25 protein-coding genes and 2 tRNA genes are annotated in these 19,399 nt (G+C 56.0%); 24 read left to right on the top strand and 3 right to left on the bottom strand.

Annotation, left to right across the window (positions count from 1 at the left end; all coding sequences use genetic code 11):
* Positions 1 to 39: 39 nt before the first annotated feature.
* On the bottom strand, positions 40 to 441 hold the full coding sequence (locus ACJ8MK_RS10170; RefSeq protein ID WP_103772899.1) for a DUF4186 domain-containing protein: 402 nt from the start codon (positions 439 to 441) through the stop codon (positions 40 to 42).
* Positions 442 to 679: 238 nt separating this feature from the next.
* Here ACJ8MK_RS10170 and ACJ8MK_RS10165 point away from each other — a divergent pair, with 238 nt between their 5' ends.
* From ACJ8MK_RS10165 to ACJ8MK_RS10155, 3 genes are all read left to right on the top strand, one after another.
* A complete protein-coding gene (locus ACJ8MK_RS10165) occupies positions 680 to 865 on the top strand; it encodes a hypothetical protein (RefSeq protein ID WP_140367559.1) in 186 nt (61 codons plus the stop codon).
* Between the two features lie 272 nt (positions 866 to 1,137).
* Positions 1,138 to 2,268 carry a porin OmpC gene (gene ompC, locus ACJ8MK_RS10160; RefSeq protein WP_033635297.1) on the top strand — a complete coding sequence of 377 codons (1,131 nt, stop codon included), beginning with the start codon at positions 1,138 to 1,140 and terminating at the stop codon, positions 2,266 to 2,268.
* 151 nt (positions 2,269 to 2,419) lie between these two features.
* Positions 2,420 to 2,836 carry a VOC family protein gene (locus ACJ8MK_RS10155; RefSeq protein ID WP_033635296.1) on the top strand — a complete coding sequence of 139 codons (417 nt, stop codon included), beginning with the start codon at positions 2,420 to 2,422 and terminating at the stop codon, positions 2,834 to 2,836.
* Here the strand turns inward: ACJ8MK_RS10155 and ACJ8MK_RS10150 are convergent.
* Complete coding sequence (locus ACJ8MK_RS10150) at positions 2,830 to 3,408, bottom strand: TetR/AcrR family transcriptional regulator (RefSeq protein WP_060419148.1); 579 nt, start codon at positions 3,406 to 3,408, stop codon at positions 2,830 to 2,832. The two genes, ACJ8MK_RS10155 and ACJ8MK_RS10150, sit on opposite strands and share 7 nt — an antisense overlap.
* 107 nt (positions 3,409 to 3,515) lie before the next feature.
* On the opposite strand from ACJ8MK_RS10150, the gene ACJ8MK_RS10145 reads away from it, so the two are divergent.
* The 4 genes from ACJ8MK_RS10145 to ACJ8MK_RS10130 all read left to right on the top strand — a co-directional run bounded on the left by ACJ8MK_RS10145 (position 3,516) and on the right by ACJ8MK_RS10130 (position 4,767).
* Positions 3,516 to 3,983 (top strand): nuclear transport factor 2 family protein, encoded by a 468-nt coding sequence (locus ACJ8MK_RS10145; RefSeq protein ID WP_025303631.1) that lies wholly within the window; start codon positions 3,516 to 3,518, stop codon positions 3,981 to 3,983.
* Positions 3,984 to 4,110: 127 nt separating this feature from the next.
* On the top strand, positions 4,111 to 4,440 hold the full coding sequence (gene osmE, locus ACJ8MK_RS10140) for an osmotically-inducible lipoprotein OsmE (RefSeq protein ID WP_033635291.1): 330 nt from the start codon (positions 4,111 to 4,113) through the stop codon (positions 4,438 to 4,440).
* Positions 4,441 to 4,597: 157 nt separating this feature from the next.
* A tRNA-Ser gene (locus ACJ8MK_RS10135) sits at positions 4,598 to 4,685 on the top strand.
* 6 nt (positions 4,686 to 4,691) lie between these two features.
* A tRNA-Thr gene (locus ACJ8MK_RS10130) sits at positions 4,692 to 4,767 on the top strand.
* Between the two features lie 87 nt (positions 4,768 to 4,854).
* Here the strand turns inward: ACJ8MK_RS10130 and ACJ8MK_RS10125 are convergent.
* Positions 4,855 to 5,532, bottom strand: coding sequence for a LexA family protein (locus tag ACJ8MK_RS10125; protein WP_103829991.1), 678 nt, complete (start codon positions 5,530 to 5,532; stop codon positions 4,855 to 4,857).
* 209 nt (positions 5,533 to 5,741) lie between these two features.
* On the opposite strand from ACJ8MK_RS10125, the gene ACJ8MK_RS10120 reads away from it, so the two are divergent.
* The 17 genes from ACJ8MK_RS10120 (at position 5,742) to ACJ8MK_RS10040 (ending at position 19,222) form a co-directional block, all read left to right on the top strand.
* Complete coding sequence (locus tag ACJ8MK_RS10120; protein ID WP_019453679.1) at positions 5,742 to 6,104, top strand: antiterminator Q family protein; 363 nt, start codon at positions 5,742 to 5,744, stop codon at positions 6,102 to 6,104.
* A gap of 794 nt (positions 6,105 to 6,898) precedes the next feature.
* Positions 6,899 to 7,219 carry a phage holin family protein gene (locus ACJ8MK_RS10115; RefSeq protein WP_041036019.1) on the top strand — a complete coding sequence of 107 codons (321 nt, stop codon included), beginning with the start codon at positions 6,899 to 6,901 and terminating at the stop codon, positions 7,217 to 7,219.
* Entirely contained in the window at positions 7,206 to 7,646 is a 441-nt protein-coding gene (locus ACJ8MK_RS10110) for a lysozyme (protein ID WP_079656663.1), read from the top strand. The genes ACJ8MK_RS10115 and ACJ8MK_RS10110 overlap by 14 nt, the downstream gene beginning before the upstream one ends.
* Before the next feature lie 57 nt (positions 7,647 to 7,703).
* Positions 7,704 to 8,093 (top strand): hypothetical protein, encoded by a 390-nt coding sequence (locus tag ACJ8MK_RS10105; protein WP_049234585.1) that lies wholly within the window; start codon positions 7,704 to 7,706, stop codon positions 8,091 to 8,093.
* Positions 8,090 to 8,482: an HK97-gp10 family putative phage morphogenesis protein gene (locus tag ACJ8MK_RS10100; protein ID WP_041036013.1), complete on the top strand. Its 393-nt coding sequence runs from the start codon at positions 8,090 to 8,092 to the stop codon at positions 8,480 to 8,482. The genes ACJ8MK_RS10105 and ACJ8MK_RS10100 overlap by 4 nt, the downstream gene beginning before the upstream one ends.
* A gap of 40 nt (positions 8,483 to 8,522) precedes the next feature.
* Positions 8,523 to 8,978, top strand: a complete 456-nt coding sequence (locus tag ACJ8MK_RS10095; RefSeq protein WP_033652513.1) for a major tail shaft subunit — start codon at positions 8,523 to 8,525, stop codon at positions 8,976 to 8,978.
* 126 nt (positions 8,979 to 9,104) lie between these two features.
* On the top strand, positions 9,105 to 9,470 hold the full coding sequence (locus ACJ8MK_RS10090) for a phage tail protein (RefSeq protein ID WP_049195166.1): 366 nt from the start codon (positions 9,105 to 9,107) through the stop codon (positions 9,468 to 9,470).
* 17 nt (positions 9,471 to 9,487) lie between these two features.
* Complete coding sequence (locus ACJ8MK_RS10085) at positions 9,488 to 9,709, top strand: hypothetical protein (RefSeq protein WP_004935830.1); 222 nt, start codon at positions 9,488 to 9,490, stop codon at positions 9,707 to 9,709.
* On the top strand, positions 9,702 to 11,993 hold the full coding sequence (locus tag ACJ8MK_RS10080) for a phage tail tape measure protein (protein WP_442517720.1): 2,292 nt from the start codon (positions 9,702 to 9,704) through the stop codon (positions 11,991 to 11,993). Before ACJ8MK_RS10085 ends, ACJ8MK_RS10080 begins: the two co-directional genes overlap by 8 nt.
* On the top strand, positions 11,993 to 12,331 hold the full coding sequence (locus ACJ8MK_RS10075) for a phage tail protein (protein ID WP_033639815.1): 339 nt from the start codon (positions 11,993 to 11,995) through the stop codon (positions 12,329 to 12,331). The genes ACJ8MK_RS10080 and ACJ8MK_RS10075 overlap by 1 nt, the downstream gene beginning before the upstream one ends.
* A gap of 9 nt (positions 12,332 to 12,340) precedes the next feature.
* Entirely contained in the window at positions 12,341 to 13,093 is a 753-nt protein-coding gene (locus tag ACJ8MK_RS10070; RefSeq protein WP_170929876.1) for a phage minor tail protein L, read from the top strand.
* Positions 13,094 to 13,102: 9 nt separating this feature from the next.
* Positions 13,103 to 13,807: a C40 family peptidase gene (locus tag ACJ8MK_RS10065; RefSeq protein WP_442517719.1), complete on the top strand. Its 705-nt coding sequence runs from the start codon at positions 13,103 to 13,105 to the stop codon at positions 13,805 to 13,807.
* A 37-nt stretch (positions 13,808 to 13,844) separates the two neighbouring features.
* A complete protein-coding gene (locus ACJ8MK_RS10060) occupies positions 13,845 to 14,195 on the top strand; it encodes a hypothetical protein (RefSeq protein ID WP_442517718.1) in 351 nt (116 codons plus the stop codon).
* 42 nt (positions 14,196 to 14,237) lie between these two features.
* The gene (locus tag ACJ8MK_RS10055; protein WP_041036003.1) at positions 14,238 to 14,864 is read left to right on the top strand and encodes a tail assembly protein; all 627 of its coding nucleotides are present in this window, start codon (positions 14,238 to 14,240) and stop codon (positions 14,862 to 14,864) included.
* 53 nt (positions 14,865 to 14,917) lie between these two features.
* Entirely contained in the window at positions 14,918 to 18,034 is a 3,117-nt protein-coding gene (locus ACJ8MK_RS10050) for a host specificity protein J (protein ID WP_442517717.1), read from the top strand.
* Positions 18,034 to 18,411 (top strand): hypothetical protein, encoded by a 378-nt coding sequence (locus ACJ8MK_RS10045; RefSeq protein WP_133160397.1) that lies wholly within the window; start codon positions 18,034 to 18,036, stop codon positions 18,409 to 18,411. Before ACJ8MK_RS10050 ends, ACJ8MK_RS10045 begins: the two co-directional genes overlap by 1 nt.
* Positions 18,404 to 19,222, top strand: coding sequence for a hypothetical protein (locus ACJ8MK_RS10040; protein ID WP_133160398.1), 819 nt, complete (start codon positions 18,404 to 18,406; stop codon positions 19,220 to 19,222). Before ACJ8MK_RS10045 ends, ACJ8MK_RS10040 begins: the two co-directional genes overlap by 8 nt.
* The last annotated feature ends 177 nt before the right edge of the window (positions 19,223 to 19,399 follow it).

Below are 19,399 nucleotides of genomic sequence, written 5' to 3'. Positions count from 1 at the left end.
CAAAAGAATGGTGAAAGTTACCGACAGTTTTTATCACAATCAGCGATCCGGGTCGAAAATATTCGTGCCTGACATATCCCTGGCGCCGCCTCTGCGCACCAGCCACAGCGCGATAGCCTGGACAATATAGTCCTTTTGCCGCTCGTCCAGTGCGACGCCCTGCGGTATGCCGTGCCACTTTTCCAGGCAGCCGCGGCAGCAGGTGGCGGTGGCGTGCTGGGCGACGAACACCGGGTGGCCACGCATCGGCGTTTGCTTGCCGTCGTTTTTAGGGTGGGCGGCGGCCAGGCGGCGATCGATAAAATCGCGGGCATGGCTGAGGATAAGGGGTAATCCCTTGCCCTCCAGATAAGCTTGGTCTTTGGCATTTAAACGGAAGCGAGCGCGGAAGGGGGAACTTTGCAGCCGCCGCCACAGCACGTCGGGTTGAAAGGGCATCATGAATTTTACTCGCTGAAGGTGCGCTTTTTTCAGATTACCAGAACTGAAACTCTGCGGCTAATTGTGCCTGCGGCGGGAAATAATCGGCAAGATAAAGCACGAAATGAAAAGCAAGCTCAATTTGCAGGCTAAAATAAGGAAAAAGATTAGCAATTAGTGCGGCGGTAAATTAGTGAAACTATATCATTGGGTTATTTATTTGCTTGCTATTTGTGCGAGTCGAAATTGTGAGGGGAGTATGGAGGGAAATAAAAAACCGGCCAGAAGCCGGTTAAAAGGAATGCAGAAATTATCTTCCGATAATGAAGGTAATAATGAAAATAATGATGATAGCGAAGTGATTATAGCGGCTGCGTGTGGGGAGAGTTTTGGCACAATGTGCTTATTGCCCGTCTCAATTGTATGGTTGGCTTTTTTTTCTTAAAGATATGTATAACTACATGATTTTTTATCAATTAATCTATTCTTTGTCTTTAAGTGCTTTATTTTGTTTGTCTGTAAGGTTTTGTGAAAGTTCGCGCGTATTTACATTTTGAAACCTTTATTAATTACACTGAAACACTATCGGATACTTGGTATCATTTTCTTTCTGGATTAATATAACCCTTGTTACCAGAATGGTAATGCACAGTCGTGCTAATAATGCTCGAAAAGGGCAGTGGCCGTAGCTCGACATAATTAACGAGGATAATAACGATGAAACTTCGAGTACTCTCTCTGATGGTACCCGCACTGCTGGTTGCAGGCACAGCAGGCGCGGCGGAAATCTACAACAAAGACGGTAATAAACTGGATTTGTACGGTAAAGTCGACGGTCTTCACTATTTCTCCAGCAACAACGGCGTGGACGGCGATCAGTCTTATATGCGTTTTGGCCTGCGCGGCGAAACGCAAATCAGCGATCAGTTGACCGGGTACGGCCAGTGGGAATATCAGGCGAACCTGAACCACGCTGAAAACCAGGACAACAAGAACTTCACCCGTTACGGCTTCGCCGGTCTGAAATTCGGCGACTATGGTTCCTTCGACTACGGCCGTAACACCGGCGTGCTGTATGACGTCGCGGCGTATACCGACTTGCAGCCTGAGTTCGACGGTATGACCTACGGCGCCGACCAGTTCATGTTCCAGCGTTCCAGCGGCCTGGCGACCTACCGTAACAACGACTTCTTCGGTCTGGTTGACGGCCTGAACTTTGCCCTGCAGTACCAGGGTAAAAACGGCAACGGCGAAGAGACCAACAACGGTCGTGACGTCCTGGGCCAAAACGGCGAAGGCTACGGTATGTCCATGAGCTATGACATGGGCTACGGCATCAGCGCCGCGGGCGCCTTCTTCAACTCTCGCCGCACCAGCGAGCAGAACGGCGCCGGCGCGTACCGCAATATTATGGGTCGCGGCGACAAGGCGGAAGGTTACTCCGGCGGTCTGAAATATGACGCCAACGACGTTTACCTGGCGGTGATGTTCACCCAGTCCTACAACGCGGCGCGTTTCGGCAGTTCCGACAGCAGCGTTTATGGCTACGCCAACAAGGCGCAGAGCTTCGAAGCCTACGCGCACTACCAGTTCGACTTCGGTCTGCGTCCGTTCGTGGGCTATAACCAGACCAAAGGTAAAGACCTGGGCCGCGCCGGCAACGGCAAGGACTACGGCGATCAAGATCTGGTCAAATTCGTCGACCTGGGTGCGACCTACTTCTTCAACAAAAACATGTCTACCTATGTTGATTACAAAATCAACCTGGTGGACAACAACGATTTCACCGACGCTGCCGGCATCAACACCGACAACGTGGTTGCCGTGGGCCTGGTTTACCAGTTCTAAGCACCAGCGTGTGAATGACACAGCGCGGCCTTCGGGCCGCGTTTTTTTTGCCGGTAAAAAGCACGGATTGATCCGTTGTCGGCATGGGAAGCGCTTCGGATCGCCTCCGCTCGGCCTACGCTGTCAGTACAGCAAACAGAACGGAGGTGATATGGAACTCAAGATCGATAAGGTGATCGAAACGGTGCTGTACGTCAGCGACATTGAACGCGCGGACGCTTTTTACCGGCAGGTGCTGAAGCTGCCGGCAATGGTCGCCAATGAACGGTTTCGCGCCTATAACGTCGGCGATCGGAGCGTACTGTTGCTGTTTATCGAGGGCGATTCGCTGCGCGGGGCGCAGTATCCGACCGGGTTTATTCCCGCGCACGATGGCGTGGGGCCGGCGCATATCGGGCTGGCGGTGGCGAAAGAGCAACTGCCGCACTGGGAACGGCATCTGGTGGCCAACGGCGTGGAGATTGAGGGGCGAATGCGTTGGGAACACGGCGGGGAGAGCATTTATTTTCGCGACCCCGACGCCCACCTGCTGGAGCTGGTGACGCCGGGCATCTGGGCCAATTACTGATCGAACCCGCCTAGCGCCAACATGTTCAACGCGGCATTCAGCACCTGCAGCGCGGCCTGCGGTTGCCGCTCTATCTGCACTCTGACGATGGCGCCGTCGATCAGCATCGCCAGCATTGCCGCCCGCTGTTCCCGCTGCGGCCCGGCGGGCAGGTGGCGCGCCAGTTCATCCGCCATCTGCCGCTTATGCCGGCCGGCGATGTGCAGGCTTTCCGGCAGCAGATCGGCTATCTCCACCGCAGTATTGATAAACGCGCAGCCGCGAAAGCGCGGATCGTCGAACCATTCCGCCAGGCAGGGCGCCAGCGCCGGCAGCAACCCGCCGGTCTGCGCCACATGGCGGGCCAGTGATGTGCTGAACCAGCTGAGCCACTGCTGATGGCGATAGGTCAAAAACGCCGTAATCAAATCGTTCTTGCTGGGAAAGTGGCGGTAGAAGGTCACTTTGGTCACGCCCGATTCCTTGATGATGCGATCGATACCGGTGGCGCGGATCCCTTCTTGATAAAACAGATCGTGCGCCGTCAGCAGGATGCGCTGGCGGGCGGGCAAGGCGTTGAGATCGGCGGTCATCATTTTCTCCGGGGCTATTTTCGAGTGATTGTAGACAACTCTGTCTACTTGCGCTAGCGTAAAGGTGTAGACAGAGTTGTCTACATGCCTTCACTCAGGAGATGAACATGAGCATTAAACCCCCATTGCCGCCTTTTACCCGCGAATCCGCCATCGAGAAGGTGCGGCTGGCGGAGGATGCCTGGAACAGTCGCGATCCCGAACGCGTATCGCAGGTGTATTCCCTCGATACCCACTGGCGTAACCGCGCGGAGTTTGTCGACGGCCGCGCGGCGGTGGTCGGCTTTTTGCAACGCAAATGGGCGAAAGAACTGGAGTATCGGCTGATTAAGGAGCTGTGGGCGTTTGACGGCGCGCGCATCGCGGTGCGTTTCGCCTATGAATGGCGCGACGATTCCGGCAACTGGTATCGCAGCTTCGGCAATGAAAACTGGGAGTTCAATCAGGAGGGGCTGATGATCAACCGTCATGCCTGCATCAACGACATGCCGATTCGCGAACAGGATCGGCGTTTTCATTGGCCGCTCGGCCGGCGCCCGGACGATGTTCCAGCGCTGAGCGATTTCGGTTTTTGAATCTGCTGGCACGCCGGCGATGGCCTCTTGAGTGCAAAAGCGCACCGATCGACAAAGGGGAATTTGTAGAAAAGCCTTCCCGCTTCTAGACTTAGGGAACAACAAATGCACTCCAAGAGGACAAGCTATGACGAAGAAGTTGGTTTTGGCCGTCGGCACCGCGGCGGTATTTTCCATTCTTGCCGGTTGCACCACCTATGATCGCGCAGCCAGTTATGTCAATGAGCCGGTGGTCAGCGATGTCAAAGTAGGGATGACCAAGCAGCAGGTGCGGGCTATCGCCGGTCCGCCGTCGACGTCCGCCACGCTGATCCATGCGCAGGGCACCTGCGACACCTATGCGGTGGCGCCGCGCGACGGCAAGGTGCAGACGTACTTTGTCAGCTACAACGACACGGGCCATGTCATGAACAAGGGCTATCAAACCTGTTCAGACTACGATTCTCAGCCGAAATAATCGCGTTTCGGCCGACCAAAAAAGCCTCGCTTGCGCGGGGCTTTTCATTTTTTAGGCGTTTAAGGCCTGAAGTTTAGGCAACTGCGCCGCCCATGCCATTTTTTTGCATCAAAACGATAGACATTTCATAACGGTATCGCTAATATCAGCGCCCATTGGAAGGATGGCCGAGTGGTTTAAGGCAACGGTCTTGAAAACCGTCGAGTGTAACAGCTCCCAGAGTTCGAATCTCTGTCCTTCCGCCAAATTCAGCCGGCTTAGCTCAGTAGGTAGAGCAACTGACTTGTAATCAGTAGGTCACCAGTTCGATTCCGGTAGCCGGCACCATGATAAAGCAGTATCGGCACCCTGAGTGCCAAAAAACCGTCAGCCGCAAGGTTGGCGGTTTTTTGCTTTATGCGGTTCGCAACGCGGCTAAGGCAGCCAGGCGCCAAGCACCACCCCGATAATCGCGTACTCATCGGCATTCAGCGCCGGGCAACCCGGCATAATCCCCTTAAGCCATCGATGCCCGGCCTCCTCGACGTACCTTTTAAAGGTGAGCTCGGCGTTGTCGCTGCGTTTCGCTATCACCTTGTCGCCGGACACGAGCTCGGTTATGCCGGCAGTAACGGGTTCGACAAGTATCAAGGCGCCCTTCGGGTAATTGGCGCCGGCAGAGCCGCTCATCGTGTCATCCCGTACGGGTAGCCAGTAGGCCTGCGTGCTGCACTGCACCATCGCCGGGTAGTGGACGGTCGTCCTTTTGTTCATCTGTTCGTGAGACAACGGCAATGTCCACGCCAGCAGCGGCAGCGTTTTACCCAAGGCCTGAGCGGCTTTCTGCCTGACGGGGCGCTGTCCGGTTTGCTCCAGGCCGTCCAGCCAGCCGATTTGCACGGCGAAGTACTGTTCAATCCTTCGCGCCATATCGCCACTGATGCCTTTTTTTCCTTTCTTGCCTGGCGGGTAGAGCAGGCGAGAGACATAGTCTGCGGCAATGCCGAGCGCCTCGGCAAGGCGCTTTTGGCCCCCGATGCCGAGGTTATCGATCAGGATGATCAGGCGCTCTCGCCGCATCTCCTGCAGGTGCATTTTTTGCTCGTTTTTCATCAGGCCATCGTACCTAAATTTACCTGCAGGTAAATGGCTTTTCGCTATTGAAAAAAAGATACCTCTGGGTATACTTAATACTGTTTATTTATACAGTACTTAGTGCGACATCCCCCGGCGAGCACGCCGAGCAGCACAACGGCTCGACCGACGTCGGTAAGCGACATGGAGCCCTGGCGATGTGGCAAACGCCCAAAGGAGGTGGAAGCATGAGAGATATGAATGAAGTGTTGGAGCGATGGGGCGTATGGGCCAGGGATAACAGCGGCATTGATTATTCCCCCATTGCCGCCGGGTTCAAAGGGCTGTTGTCCTATAAATCGAATGGCGAGCTTTCCTGCTGCGATGATGACGGCCTGGTGATCGACGGTTGCGTGGGCAGATTGAAGAAATACAAACCCGAAGAGTTCGATCTCATCATTGCCCACCATGTTTATGGCATATCCCTGCGCAAGATTGCCCTGAAAAGGAAGTGTTCAGACGGTACGATACGTAAAGAGATGCAAACGGCGGAGGGATTTATTGGTGGATGCCTGGCGATGCTGGATATAAAGCTGAGCATGGATCGCTGAAACGGCTGCCGTTGAAATTGAAGATGGTTTATTTCTTGTAACATAATGACATCAGGAATAATCATGGTGAGTAGGATATTTAATAATTTAAAAAGAGCTCACGCGTACGCAAATAAGCGAGTAATCTGATAAAACTGAGTCGTTGCCGGCGCCGCCGCACGATAGATAAACCCCGCTTCGGCGGGGTTTTGTTTTTTTTATCATAAAAGACTCACGCGTACGCAAATAAGCGAGTAATCTGATAAAACTGAATCGTTGCCGGCGCCGCCGCACGATAGATAAATCCCGCTCCGGCGGGGTTTTGTTTTTTTATCATAAAAGACTCACGCGTACGCAAATAAGCGAGTAATCTGATAAAACTGAGTCGTTGCCGGCGCCGCCGCACGATAGATAAACCCCGCTCCGGCGGGGTTTTGTTTTTTTATCATAAAAGACTCACGCGTACGCAAATAAGCGAGTAATCTGATAAAACTGAGTCGTTGCCGGCATCGCCGCATGACAAATAAACCTCGCTTCGGCGGGGTTTTTCATTTTTAGCCTCTTTGTCAAAACGGTCAATCACTCACTGAATAATGACTGTCGTTGAATAGCCACGACGGGCGGCTAATCCTTCTCCTTTATAAAACGGCGCAATCCTTATTTATCTGCTCAGGTTGAGCAGAACGGATAAGCCATTTTCGACAGCGTAAATGGCCGCTTTTTAAATGGAACAGGAATGACGGATAGGGGCCGCATTTCGCCGCTCTTTTCCATGACTCCCGACGATCGGGCTATGCCCCGGTAAGGGGAGGGTGATGACTATGCCTTGGAAAAATGAACCAAACATCCTTTCAATGCTGCTTGCTTTCGGTATGACGCTGCTGGGGGCGGTCGCCAGCTATTCCTTCAAGGTTTTGAACGGCGAAACCTTTAGCTGGAGGACGCTGTTTTTGCAGCTGTTCGTCTCTATTTTCGCCGGTTTGACCATGGTGATGATTGCCCTGCATTACGACTGGCCTTCGGAGGTGATGGGCGGCGTATGCGGCATGGCGGGGTGGTCGGGAGCATCTCTGATCAAGGCATTGGAACGTCGATTTCTCAATAAAGCGTCAGGAGGAAACCATGAAGATAAGTGACGATGGCATGGCGCTGATTAAGCGTTTCGAAGGCCTGCGGTTGCAGGCTTATCAGGATTCGGTCGGCGTTTGGACCATCGGCTACGGGTGGACCCAGCCGGTAGCGGGACGAAAAATAGGGGCCGGCATGGCGATCGATGCCACAACGGCCGAGCGTTTGCTGGTGTGCGGCGTCGGCCAATTCGAACAGGGCGTCGAACGGCGGGTGACGGTGCCGATCACGCAGGGGCAGTTCGATGCGCTGGTGAGCTTTGCCTATAACCTGGGCCTGCGCGCGCTGGAGAACTCGACGCTGCTGCGCCGCCTGAACGCCGGCGATCGGCAGGGAGCGGCCGACGAGTTCGGTCGATGGGTGAATGCGGGCGGCGTGCGGCTCGATGGGCTGGTTGCCCGGCGCGCGGCGGAACGTGCGCTGTTCCTTTCCTGATACCCGAAATCGTCTGCAGAACGATTCCCCCCTCAAAACGACGGAGACTTTGCCCAAATGATTGAAGATGAAATCCAACGCTCGCTGGCCGCGCTAACCCATCTGGCGGTTCATCCGCTGATCTTGCCGGATCCGCAGCAAGAAGGCGTGACCTATCAGAAGATCAGCGATCTGAAAGTGAACACCGGTCTGGTCGACAGCTCGCTGGTGCAGAGCCGTTTTCAGATTGTGCTGTACGTGATCGACGATTACTCCCGGCTGATCGCTCTGGATAAGGCGGTTTTGAATGCCTGGGAAGGGGTTCGGCATGGCCATATCGGCCAATGGCCGGTACAGGCGGTCACGCGCAGCACTCTTTTGCAGAGCGCTACGTCGCTGGCGGATAACCGCGTTCAGTATCGGATGGCGCGCGATTACCTCATCACCCATTCCGAGGTGGCGGCGTGATCGCCATAAACGTTTCCGGCATGGCGGAATTGACTCGCCGTTTGGAAGCGATTCGGCGCGAGGTCGCCAGTCACATTCTGCCGGAGGCCGGCCACGCCGCGTTGGCCCCGGTTCTTGGCACCATGCGGCAGTGCGCCGAACGAGGGGCGCCAAACAGCGAACCCTCGCTGAGCGCCGGCATCGCGATACGCCCGGCCGTTACCGCATGGAACGCGGTGACATTGCGCGTCGGCCCCAGTAAACAGCATTACCGCAGAGCCCTGGAGCAGGAGTACGGCACGGCAACGCAAGCCGCCGCCCCGTTTATTCGCCCTGCGCTGGATCACCACAAGCACCAAGTGTTACGCATCCTGGCGGCTCACGTCCGCTATGGCATCGAAAACCGGTAGCGACCGCTACCATCCTTCATCAAAAAGAGAGAGAAAAACTATGGCTGATAAAACTTCGCCAGAATACGCCATGCTGCCTGCCGGCACTATCGTCAAATGGGGCACCGTCGGAGCTGCAACCACGGCCATGAAGGCGCTGACCAACTGTAAAGCGGTAGGTGAAATGGGGCAAACCGGCGGTTTTGTCGATTGCACCACGCTGCTGGATACCGCCAAGCAGTTTATTTCCGACCTGCCGGAAGGTGCGGAGAAATCCATCGGTTTCATCGACGATCCGTCCAACGCCGATTTTGCGGCGCTGCTGAATGCGGCGGACAAGCGCGAAACGGTGCAGTTCTACGTCGAGCTGCCGAACGGCCGCACCTCCACCTCCATCTTGTCGCTGTCCGGCTGGAAAATGAATGAGATCACCGCCCCGGCGAGCGAAGTCATTCAGATTACCGTCCAGGGCAAGCAAAACAGCAACACCTGGGGCACGGTCACCCCAAAAGTGTGACAAACCGACGATTCGCGCTGGCTTAACGTCTGAGGGCGTTCGGCGCGAACGCTTCCGCCGCGGGCCATGTGGCCTGCGGCAACTCGCTTATGTACAGAGTAAACCGAATTGAACAAGGAAAAACTGATGACAGAGAAATACGATCTGAAAGCGCTGAAAGCGGCGCTGCTGAAATCCGACGATCACGTGATTGAAACGCAGATCTTTGGCACCAAAGCCTTTATCCGACGCCTGAAAGCGGCGGAACTGCAGGAAAATGAAGACGGCATGAAGGCCGCCATCGACAGCGGTGACATGAACAAAGCCGCGCAGCTTAACGTGCAACTGCTGCTGTCATGCCTGATGACGCCGGACGGCAAACGTATCCCGGCCGGCGCCTTGCCGAGCGTTGACGATCTGCTGGCGGCGCACGATAACCCAACGCTGGTCGAAGCCATCGGTGCCGTCAAGCGCCATGCGGTCGGCAGCCTGGAGGAAGCGGAAAAAAACTGACTGACTCGCCCTGGCTGATGTTGGTGTTCCAACTGGCCGATCGCTGGGGTGAGTCGGATCCACGCAAGATCGCCGCGATGCCGGCGCACATCCTGAATCACTGGCGGGCATACTTCAAACTGCAAGGCATGACGGCCGATGCGGCGGAGAGTGCCCCCGTTCATCAATCCGGTCAGCCCGCGCAAAGCAGTATTGATATGCAGTGTGCTGACGTTATGCGAGTGCTGGGAAATGGCTGATACCGCACTGTTGGTCGTCGGGTTGCAACTGAATGACACCAACTTTAAAAACAAACTGACGGCGGCTTACCGTACTGCCGGGGAACAATCCGCCAAATTTAACCGCCAGGCTCAGCAGGACGCGAAGAAGACCGACGAGTCGTATCAACGCATCGGCGGCACGCTTGGCGGCCTGGCGGGGAAACTGGCGGGGCTGGCCGGCGTTGAGCTGTCGCTGCAGGGCCTCGCCGCCACCTCGCGCCAGTATGGGCAGGCACTTACCGAACTTGCGTCCATCACCGTTGCCGCGACGGCGCAGATGAGGCAGTTGGACGACGCGGCCCGCCAGGCGAGCAGCGCTTCCGGCGAAGGCGGCAGTCGGGCGGAGGAGATGCTGAAACTGGCCGGCGGCCTGAATGACAGCGCGGCGGCCTGGCGCGATCAGGCTGCGGCGGCGCGCGGGGCGGCTCAGGCGACATCGGGCGTCGGCGCGGCGTCTCGTGTCGCCAACGTTGCGCTGGGGGCGCTGGGCGGCCCGATCGGTGTCGCCATCCAGGCGGGATTGGCGCTGTTGTACTTCCATGAGCAAAACCAATTAGCTCGTCAATCGGCTTTGGCATTGAAAGATGCGGCAGTCGAGACGGCCGAAGATCTCAGCAAACTCTCCAGGGCAAAGCTCGCCGTCAAAATTGATACCTTCGACGATCAGTTAAGGACGCTCAGTGAGGAAAAAGCCAAGATCGAAAACCAACTGGCGCGTAGGAGCGATATCCGAATTGCTGGCTTAGAGCGCCGAAGCAAAGGGTTGTTGGGATTCCTCTATTCTGATCCCAAAGAGGTGAAGAAAGAGCGGAACGCCTTGCAAGCACAGTTGGAAGATGTCATTAAGGGCGAGAAAGCGATCCGGCTTCGGCGAAGCAATGCCGTTAATGCACAAAATGGCAACGACAGCCATGTTGAGGCCAAACCTGTTAAGCCTAAGGGCCATCAAACAAGTGCCCTTCCTCTCGGTCGTATTTTCAACGATAACGGCAAGCAGCTGGCTCTTGATAAGTACCAACTGCTGCGGCAGGAAATCGAGCAGGCGCATCTGAGCAGCCTCGACAAAATCACCCAGGATGAACAAAGCTCACAGGCCAAGCTGGCGTCAGCGGCCAAGGCGGCCGGTGCCGGGCAAGCCGATGTGCAGCGTACGATGGCGCTGAACGCCGAGAAGTACCAGCGGCAGCGGCAACAGCTGGCTGAACAATACGCGCCGGGGCAGGCGGCGGTGCGTAAAGAGCAGGAGGTCGGCAAGGAGCTGAAGGCGCTATATGACGGGCGGCTGCTGACCGAACGCGAGTACCAGACCGCCAGCCGGATGCAGCAGCAAGAAACGGCGCGCCAACGGCTGAAGGCCGAAACCGACGCGCTCGCTGCGCCGCGCATGAACATTGCCGGTGATGTGGATCCTGCCGCTCGGCTTAACAACCAATTGGTGCAGCAGCAGGCGCAATACCAGGCCTACTACCAGCAAGGCTTGCTGGATAAACAGCGCTATGAACAGCTGATGCAGGCGGCGACGCAAGAATCGTCGGACGCTCAGTATCAGCAGGCGCTGAGTCTGTTCGGCGGGCAGAGCCGCGTGCACAAGATGGCGCTGGGGCTGGTGGACATGACGCGGGAACGGACCTCCGGCATGATGTTCGATCTGCTGACCGGGACGCAAAACTTTAAGCAAAGCATGCTCGGTTTGATGACCTCCATGACGCAGTCCATCGTTCAGCAACTGATCGATCTGGCGATGCAGGCGCTGTTGACCAGAACCTTTCTCTCTACCTTTATGAGCATAGGCGGCGGTTTGCTGGGCGGCGCTGCAAGCGCCGGCGCGGGCGCGGCCGGCTCAGGCGCGATGGGCATGCCGACCGGTTGGCAAGGCTATGTCCCCAACGCCAAGGGCGGCGTATACGCCTCGCCTTCGCTGAGCGCATTCAGCGGTGAGATCGTCAGCAATCCCACGTTATTCGCGTTCGCCAGAGGCGCCGGTTTGATGGGCGAAGCCGGGCCGGAGGCCATCATGCCGCTCAAGCGCGGCGCGGACGGTTCGCTCGGCGTGCGGGCGATCGGCGGCGGCCAGCAGTCTGCGGCGGCGCCGAATGTCTACATTACCATCGAGAACGGCGGCAACGTCAGTTCGCAGGCCGATCCGGGATGGGGCGAGTTCGGTAAACGGATGGGGAATATCGCCGCGCAGGAAAGCCAAAAGGTGATCAACCGCAACCTGATGCCGGGCCAGCCGATTTGGAAAGCAATCAAGGGGATGTAATGGGCATTCAGACATTTGAATTTCCGGCGCGCGTCAATGCCGCCGGCGATACGCGCTTTCGCGTCAGAAAGGCGCAGTTCGGCGACGGCTATGCGCAGGTCTCCGGCGACGGCATTAACCCGATCGTGCGCTCCTGGGATCTGACCTTTGTCGGCAAGTATGACTACATCACGCCGATCATCGTCTTTCTGGAAAACCATCACGGGGTGAAGTCCTTCCAATGGACGCCACCAACTCAGGTTCCCGGCCTGTACCGCTGCGAGGGTTATAAGCCGGTCGCCATGGGCGGGGACAACTATTCACTGACGGCCACGTTTACTGAGGCCTTCCACGTTTAACCGGGGGAGATGATGCTGAATTCAGATTTGCAAAAGCTGGAGCCGGGCAACCGCATCCGCCTGATTGAGGTAGACGGCACCCGATTTGGCGCCGATATTCTGCGCTTTCATTGCGATACCCTGCCTTTTACGCCGCAAGAGCTGGCCGCCGCCGGCGGTGATGAAACCAAATTGCCGGCGAAATCGGTTTGGTGGCAGGGACAGGAGTACGGCCCGTGGCCGTTTAGCGTTGAAGGGCTGGAGATCTCCGCCGACAGCCAAGGCAACGCGCCGAAGCTGTCGGTCGCCAATATCAATGGCCTGATCAGCGCGCTCTGCCTGCAGTTTGAGGACATGGCGCAGGCCAAGGTGCGGATCCACGACACGCTGGTGCACTACCTTGATGCCCGCAACTTCCCGCAGGGGAATCCCGCGGCCGATCCGCTGCAGGAAAAGCTGCAGGTGTTCTACATCGATCGCAAGGCGACGGAAAGCGACGAGGCGGTGGAATTCGAGCTCTCCAGCCCGGCAGACCTGCGGGGATTGCGCATTCCGACCCGGCAAATCCACAGCCTGTGTACCTGGTGCTCGCGCGGTGGCTATCGCACCGGCAAGGGCTGCGATTACGCCGGTAGCCGTTACTTTGACGACAAGGGCAACCCGGTGGATGACCCGAGCCAGGATCGCTGCGGCGGGCTGCTGAGCGACTGCCAAAAACGCTTTGGCGAGCACGAGCCGCTGCCGTTCGGCGGCTTCCCCGGCGCGGCGTTGATCCGGCAGTAGGGGGCGAACATGAAAGAAAAAACCGTGGCGGCCATTATGGCGCACGCCAGGGCCGAGTATCCGCGCGAATGCTGTGGCGTAGTGGCGCAAAAATCCCGCGTGGGGCGCTATTTCCCGTGCCGTAACCTGGCGGACAACCCCACCGAGCAGTTTCATCTGGCGCCGGAAGACTACGTGGCCGCCGCCGAATGGGGCACCATCACTCTCATTGTGCACAGCCACCCAGACGCCACCACGCAGCCGAGTGAGCTGGACAAGGCGCAGTGCGACGCGATGGAGTTGCCCTGGGCGATAGCCAGCTGGCCGGAGGGGGATTTACGTATCCTCTTGCCGCGCGGCGAACTGCCGTTGGTGGGTCGCCAGTTCGTGCTGGGGCATACCGACTGTTGGGGGTTGGTCATGAGCTACTTCCGGCAGGAGCACGGCATAACGCTCCAGGATTACCGCGTTGATTATCCGTGGTGGGAGCGGGGTGAAAACCGCTATCTGGATAACTGGCATGCCTGCGGCTTTCGCGAGTTCGATGGCCCGCCGCAGCCGGGGGATATGGCGATCATGCAGGTTGCGGCGCCGGTGGCCAACCACGCCGGCATTTTGCTGGCAGATGGTCTGTTGCTGCACCATATGTACGGTATGCTCAGCCAGCGGGTGCCTTACGGCGGGTATTGGAAAGAGCGAACGGTGAAGGTGTTGCGGCACAAAGCCCTGATGTGATGCTATCATTCCACTTTTCAGCTTAAGGAAAAGGGTAATGAAGAAAATAATCTCTGCGCTGGCTTTGTGTTTTATGACTTCTTTTTTTGCTAATGCAACTACGCTGGATGCATATCTTAGTAATCATAAAGAAATAGACGAAGATCCAATTCTTGGTGAGTATGTAAGGAAGTGGGCTTGGTTTATGGCATTAATGGATGCTCAGCAAAAATATAATACGTCAGACTCAAAAAAAATTAACGAACTACTTGATGCGAAAGGTGATAGATATGGTGCGTTGAGTATTAGAAAACTTTCAACAGACTGTAAAAATGGAACCACAGCACTAGGTGGTATTGAACTTAATAAGCGCGAATGTAAAATAATAATAAATAGCGCCCGCAAGTAAATTTACAGCCCCATTTTAGTGGGGCTTTTTATTGGAGGCTGTATGGATTTTATTGATATTCCTCTCAGAACCATTCGTTTTCATGGTTCCATGATTAAGGTTTTCGGCCGCGAATTTAAATATCGGGCGCCAACGGTGCCAAAAGCGATCGATGCGATGAAAAATCTGCTTCCAGGCTTTGAACGCTACATGCTTGAGGCGCACAAACGCGGCCTGACATTTTCTATTTTCGTCGGTAAACGCAATGTCGGGCAGGATGAGCTGGCGCTCACTAAAGGAACGGAAGATATTCACCTTGTTCCCGTCGTGATTGGCAGTAAGCGTGCGGGCTTATTCCAGACCGTGCTGGGCGTGGCGCTGGTCGCCGTGGCTATGTATGTTTCTGCTGGGACTGCGGCTGGTGCCATGGGGGCATTTACGGCGGGTGGGGGAACCGGCATGGCGGCGATGGCCGGTGCTTCCATGGCCCTCGGCGGCATTCTCCAAATGCTCTCCCCGCAAATGGGCGGGCTGCGCATGCGGCAAGGCCCGGAAAATAAGCCGAGCTATGCCTTTGGCGGGCCGGTCAACACCACGGCGCAGGGCAATCCCGTCGGCGTGCTGTACGGCACGCGTGAAATTGGCGGGGCGATTATCTCCGCAGGTATTTATACCGAAGACCAGCAATAACGACATCCGTTTGAACAGACAGCCGCAATAGCGGCTTTTTTTATGGGCGAAATATGGCACAGAACATGATCCGTGGGCGAAAAGGCGGCGGCGGTGGCGGCCACACGCCGGTAGAATCGCCGGACAGCATTCAGTCGATCGCCAGAGCGAAGATGCTATTCGCATTGGGCGAAGGGGAGTTTGCCGGCGGGCTGGATGGCACGAACATTTTTGTTGATGGTACGCCGGTACTGAGCAGCGACGGAACGGAAAACTTTCCCGGTTTCCGCTGGGAATTCCGCCCTGGTTCGCAGGCGCAGGAATATATCCAGGGCATTCCCGCCGTTGAGAATGAGATCTCGGTCGGCAGCGAACTGAAAAGCGGCGCGCCGTGGGTGCGCTCCGTCTCTAACCTGCAACTTTCCGCCGTTCGACTGCGCCTGGGGTGGCCCATGCTGCAAAAGCAGGCGGACAACGGCGACGTCAACGGCTATCGCATCGAGTACGCCATCGACGTGGCGACCGACGGCGGCAGTTACCAGGAGGTGTTAACGGCGGCGATCGACGATAAAACCACCTCGCTGTATGAACGCTCGCACCGCATCAACTTGCCGAAGGCCACCACGGGCTGGCAGCTGCGCGTGCGCCGGTTGACGCCTAACGCCAACAGCGTCCGGATCGCCGACCGCATGAACATCGAGGCGCTGACCGAAATCATCGATGCTAAGCTGCGCTATCCGAACACTGCGCTGCTTTACGTGGAGTTCGACTCGAAGCAGTTTCCCAACATCCCGAAGATCAGCTGCAAACCGCGCGGCCGCCTGATCCGCGTACCGGACAACTACGATCCGCAAACGCGCAGCTATACCGGCATCTGGAGCGGCGGCTTTAAGTGGGCCTACAGCGATAACCCGGCATGGGTGTTTTACGACATTATTTTGGCCGAGCGCTTTGGCCTGGGCGATCGCATCGACGCCTCCCAGGTCTCCGAGTCCGAGCTGTATCGCATCGCGCAGTATTGCGATCAGCCGGTGCCGGACGGGCGCGGCGGCGAGGGCATGGAGCCGCGTTTTACCTGCAACGTTTATCTGCAGTCGCGGGAAGAGGCCTGGACGGTGCTGAGCGATTTGGCCGGCATTTTCCGCGGCATGACCTATTGGGGGCAAAACCAAATGGTCGCCCTGGCGGACATGCCGCGCGATATGGACTTCACCTACACCCGCGCCAACGTCATCGACGGCAAGTTTACCTACTCGTCCGCCAGCGAGCGCACCCGCTACAGCACCGCGATGGTCAGCTGGTCCGATCCGGGCAACCATTACGCCGATGCGATAGAGGCGGTATTCGACAGCGATCTGGTGCGCCGCTACGACGTGAACCAGACCGAACTGACGGCCATCGGCTGCACCACGCCGAGCGAAGCGAACCGCCGCGGCCGCTGGGCGCTGTTGACCAACAGCAAGGATCGTACGGTCAGCTTCTCCGTGGGGTTGGACGGTATGATCCCCATGCCGGGGCATATCGTCGGCGTGGCGGACCAGATGCTGGCCGGACGAGTGATTGGTGGGCGCCTCAGCGGCGTGGACGGACGTAAACTGACGTTGGACAGGAAGCCGGGCGCTAAAGCCGGCGATCGCCTGATCGTTAACCTGCCTTCAGGTAAAGCGCAGGCGCGCACCGTGCAGGCGGTGAATGATCGCGTAGTGACCGTCACTACGGCCTACAGCGAGACGCCGGCGCCGGAAGCGGCCTGGTCCATCGATGCGGACGATCTGGCGGTGCAGCTTTACCGCGTGGTGGGCATCGCCGACAACGGTGATAACACCTATACCGTCAACGCCGCGGAACACGATCCGAACAAGTACGCCCGCATCGATACCGGCGCGCGTATCGACGATCGTCCGATCTCCATCATTCCGCCCGGCGTGCAGGCGCCGCCGAAAAACATCACTATCGACAGCTACTCCTCGGTGAGCCAGGGCATCGCCATTACCACCCTGCGCGCTGCCTGGGGCGCGGTTGAAAATGCCATCGCCTATGAGGCGGAATGGCGCAAAGATAACGGCAACTGGGTGTCGGTGCTGCGCACTTCGGCGCTCGGCTTTGAAGTGCCGGGTATATACGCCGGCCGTTATCGGGTGCGGGTGCGGGCCATCAACGCCAGTGACGTATCGTCTATCTGGGCGACCTCGATGGAAATCTACCTCAAGGGCAAAGAGGGTAAACCGCCGATGCCGGTCGGCTTCAAGGCATCGCCTTTGCTGTGGGGCATCCAGCTTGACTGGGCGTTCCCTATCGGCGCTGAAGATACGCTGAAAACCGAAATTCAGTATGCGGACAACGCTGCCGGGAATAACGCGATGCTGTTGGCCGATATCCCGTATCCGCAGCATACCCACGCCATGACCGGGTTGAAGGCGGGCCAGGCCTTCTGGTTCCGTGCGCGGTTGCAAGACCGCACCGGCAATCAGGGGGACTGGACTGGCTGGGCCGCCGGGCAGGCGAACGCGGACGCCGGCGATTATCTCGAGAACATCGGCGACGATCTCTTGACCGCGAAAGACGGCGAGCGGCTGGTGGGCGATATCGACACCAACATCGACGCCATCTTGCAGAATGCGCTGGCCAACAACGCGACGGTGGATCACCAGTGGGCGCAGTACGGCACGGTGCGCGCCGATATTATGGTGGTGAAAACCACCATCGCGGAGGTCGATCGCGGGCTGGCCGAGATGAAAACCCAGGTGCAGGCGCAGATTGACGACGTCGCGGCGGTGCTGGAAGACAAACTGACGGCAACGGTAGACGCCGACGGCGCCACGGCCATCCATACGTTGAAAGCGGGCGTGCGGGTGAACGGCACCTTCTACAACGCCGGCATGTCGATTGCAGTATTGGCGGAAAACGGCAGGCCGGTCACCACCCGCGTAGGCTTTAACGCCAACCAGTTCGTGTTGATGAGCGGCAACAACAGCAATCAGTATTCGCCGTTTGCCGTGGTGGATGGGCAGGTGTTTATGAATAATGCCTTTATTCAGGATGGAACAATCAGTAATGCCAAGATTGGTAACTATATACAATCTAACAACTTTGGGGTAAACGGTGGGTGGCGAATAAGCAAGCCTGACAATAATATGATATTTACGGATGAAAATAATGTCGTTCGCGTACGTATGGGGAGGCTTTATTAATGAGCGAACAGTATGGATGGCAGATATCAGACTCCAGAGGAAATATGGTGGCCGATCACACTGTTATTATGTCACGTTGGCTTGGCTCTTATGATATTGGAATGATTCAATGGTGGGGGAACCCTCCACATTACTGGAGCCACAGAATAGAAAATATACCATTCAATGGTGGGACACCATACAGTTACACTGTACCAAGACCTGGCATCGTAATGCCAGAAGGTTGGGGAACAGCTTATGCTCCTCCTGATATTTATTGTGGCCCTAACTATATCGATCTCTCTTATAATGACACCATAAGGAGTTACCCTGATGACCTAGGTATAGGTCTTTTGTTGGGCATGCTTACAGTTCATTGGGGAGTTTATAATGCCTAATAGTTATGGGGTAGAGCTTTTTAATAATAGGAATTACGTTGTCGCTAATGCCAACGACGTAAATTATACCTTAAGGAGCGCTGGTCAGATTCATAATTGGCAGTTCAACCCGCCTAATGTTCTCAGTGTTGCAGCGTTTTGCGGTGTCGACTTATCACCGTACAACTCTCCGCTCATGTTCTTTAAGCCAATGTGGAACGATCAGCGTATAGGATGCATGACGGGCGACGAAAGGGATTGGCACGCATCTCAGTTAGGGCCAACAAAAAAGATGTTCAAGGTCATGAAGTGGGGGAATAAGGATATTGGTAGTATTCAATATTACATCTTTGACAGATGGGTTCCGCCAGAGAGGTCTTCACATGGAATGCAGCTTTTTGATAGTTCTGGAAATATCATTTTTGATAGTGGTTGGAACTTCATGAAGATCCGAAATGTGATGTGGCTTGATCCAGGATATCCTAACCACGGACACGGAGATCCTAATGGAGGAAACCCAGAAAATGAACAAAACTGGACTATGATAGGCGCTGCTGGCCCGGGTAATCTGGCAATGGCGATGCCGAATCCGAGGGGCTGGGTTACCACAAACTGGAGAGGAGAAGGTTGGATGATGTATGAATGTTTCCACTTCTCTGACTGGGATAACAAAATTACGATCTCACTTGTACCTCGTGGTGAGTACTTATGGACACCGCCAAATGCCGGTTGGGCAAACCCAAACACTAGATCTCAAGTCATGATTATTGATGTTGATGGATTTCCGACAAATTATTATGATGCCAAAATAGTACCAGGGTTTACCGCTTAACCCATCTTAGACATATTCTTAGTGAATAATGAATTCCATTTACAGAGTTGGCTTTCGCTGATGAAGAGGTTTTCATATTCATTGGTGGGATCTATTGCTAAAAATTTATTGGATGTTTTACTTTTATTAATATCACAGGGTTAAATTTAAATTGATAATATTATTTTATATCTTTCG

The organism is Serratia sp. CY38905, from assembly GCF_052168875.1.
Classification (GTDB): domain Bacteria; phylum Pseudomonadota; class Gammaproteobacteria; order Enterobacterales; family Enterobacteriaceae; genus Serratia; species Serratia sarumanii.
Note: the sequence above shows the minus strand (reverse complement) of the source record. Positions and strands in the feature narration are given on the sequence as shown.

Coding starts and splice junctions, on each gene's coding strand:
- ACJ8MK_RS10115 (WP_041036019.1), top strand. CDS start 6,899: ATGACTATGCCTTGGAAAAATGAACCAAACATCCTTTCAATGCTGCTT.
- ACJ8MK_RS10075 (WP_033639815.1), top strand. CDS start 11,993: ATGGGCATTCAGACATTTGAATTTCCGGCGCGCGTCAATGCCGCCGGC.
- ACJ8MK_RS10070 (WP_170929876.1), top strand. CDS start 12,341: ATGATGCTGAATTCAGATTTGCAAAAGCTGGAGCCGGGCAACCGCATC.
- ACJ8MK_RS10150 (WP_060419148.1), bottom strand. CDS start 3,408: ATGACCGCCGATCTCAACGCCTTGCCCGCCCGCCAGCGCATCCTGCTG.
- ACJ8MK_RS10085 (WP_004935830.1), top strand. CDS start 9,488: ATGTTGGTGTTCCAACTGGCCGATCGCTGGGGTGAGTCGGATCCACGC.
- ACJ8MK_RS10050 (WP_442517717.1), top strand. CDS start 14,918: ATGGCACAGAACATGATCCGTGGGCGAAAAGGCGGCGGCGGTGGCGGC.
- ACJ8MK_RS10095 (WP_033652513.1), top strand. CDS start 8,523: ATGGCTGATAAAACTTCGCCAGAATACGCCATGCTGCCTGCCGGCACT.
- ompC (WP_033635297.1), top strand. CDS start 1,138: ATGAAACTTCGAGTACTCTCTCTGATGGTACCCGCACTGCTGGTTGCA.
- ACJ8MK_RS10145 (WP_025303631.1), top strand. CDS start 3,516: ATGAGCATTAAACCCCCATTGCCGCCTTTTACCCGCGAATCCGCCATC.
- ACJ8MK_RS10080 (WP_442517720.1), top strand. CDS start 9,702: ATGGCTGATACCGCACTGTTGGTCGTCGGGTTGCAACTGAATGACACC.
- ACJ8MK_RS10155 (WP_033635296.1), top strand. CDS start 2,420: ATGGAACTCAAGATCGATAAGGTGATCGAAACGGTGCTGTACGTCAGC.
- ACJ8MK_RS10110 (WP_079656663.1), top strand. CDS start 7,206: ATGAAGATAAGTGACGATGGCATGGCGCTGATTAAGCGTTTCGAAGGC.
- ACJ8MK_RS10165 (WP_140367559.1), top strand. CDS start 680: ATGGAGGGAAATAAAAAACCGGCCAGAAGCCGGTTAAAAGGAATGCAG.
- ACJ8MK_RS10040 (WP_133160398.1), top strand. CDS start 18,404: ATGCCTAATAGTTATGGGGTAGAGCTTTTTAATAATAGGAATTACGTT.
- osmE (WP_033635291.1), top strand. CDS start 4,111: ATGACGAAGAAGTTGGTTTTGGCCGTCGGCACCGCGGCGGTATTTTCC.
- ACJ8MK_RS10065 (WP_442517719.1), top strand. CDS start 13,103: ATGAAAGAAAAAACCGTGGCGGCCATTATGGCGCACGCCAGGGCCGAG.
- ACJ8MK_RS10045 (WP_133160397.1), top strand. CDS start 18,034: ATGAGCGAACAGTATGGATGGCAGATATCAGACTCCAGAGGAAATATG.
- ACJ8MK_RS10120 (WP_019453679.1), top strand. CDS start 5,742: ATGAGAGATATGAATGAAGTGTTGGAGCGATGGGGCGTATGGGCCAGG.
- ACJ8MK_RS10170 (WP_103772899.1), bottom strand. CDS start 441: ATGATGCCCTTTCAACCCGACGTGCTGTGGCGGCGGCTGCAAAGTTCC.
- ACJ8MK_RS10090 (WP_049195166.1), top strand. CDS start 9,105: ATGACAGAGAAATACGATCTGAAAGCGCTGAAAGCGGCGCTGCTGAAA.
- ACJ8MK_RS10060 (WP_442517718.1), top strand. CDS start 13,845: ATGAAGAAAATAATCTCTGCGCTGGCTTTGTGTTTTATGACTTCTTTT.
- ACJ8MK_RS10105 (WP_049234585.1), top strand. CDS start 7,704: ATGATTGAAGATGAAATCCAACGCTCGCTGGCCGCGCTAACCCATCTG.
- ACJ8MK_RS10125 (WP_103829991.1), bottom strand. CDS start 5,532: ATGAAAAACGAGCAAAAAATGCACCTGCAGGAGATGCGGCGAGAGCGC.
- ACJ8MK_RS10055 (WP_041036003.1), top strand. CDS start 14,238: ATGGATTTTATTGATATTCCTCTCAGAACCATTCGTTTTCATGGTTCC.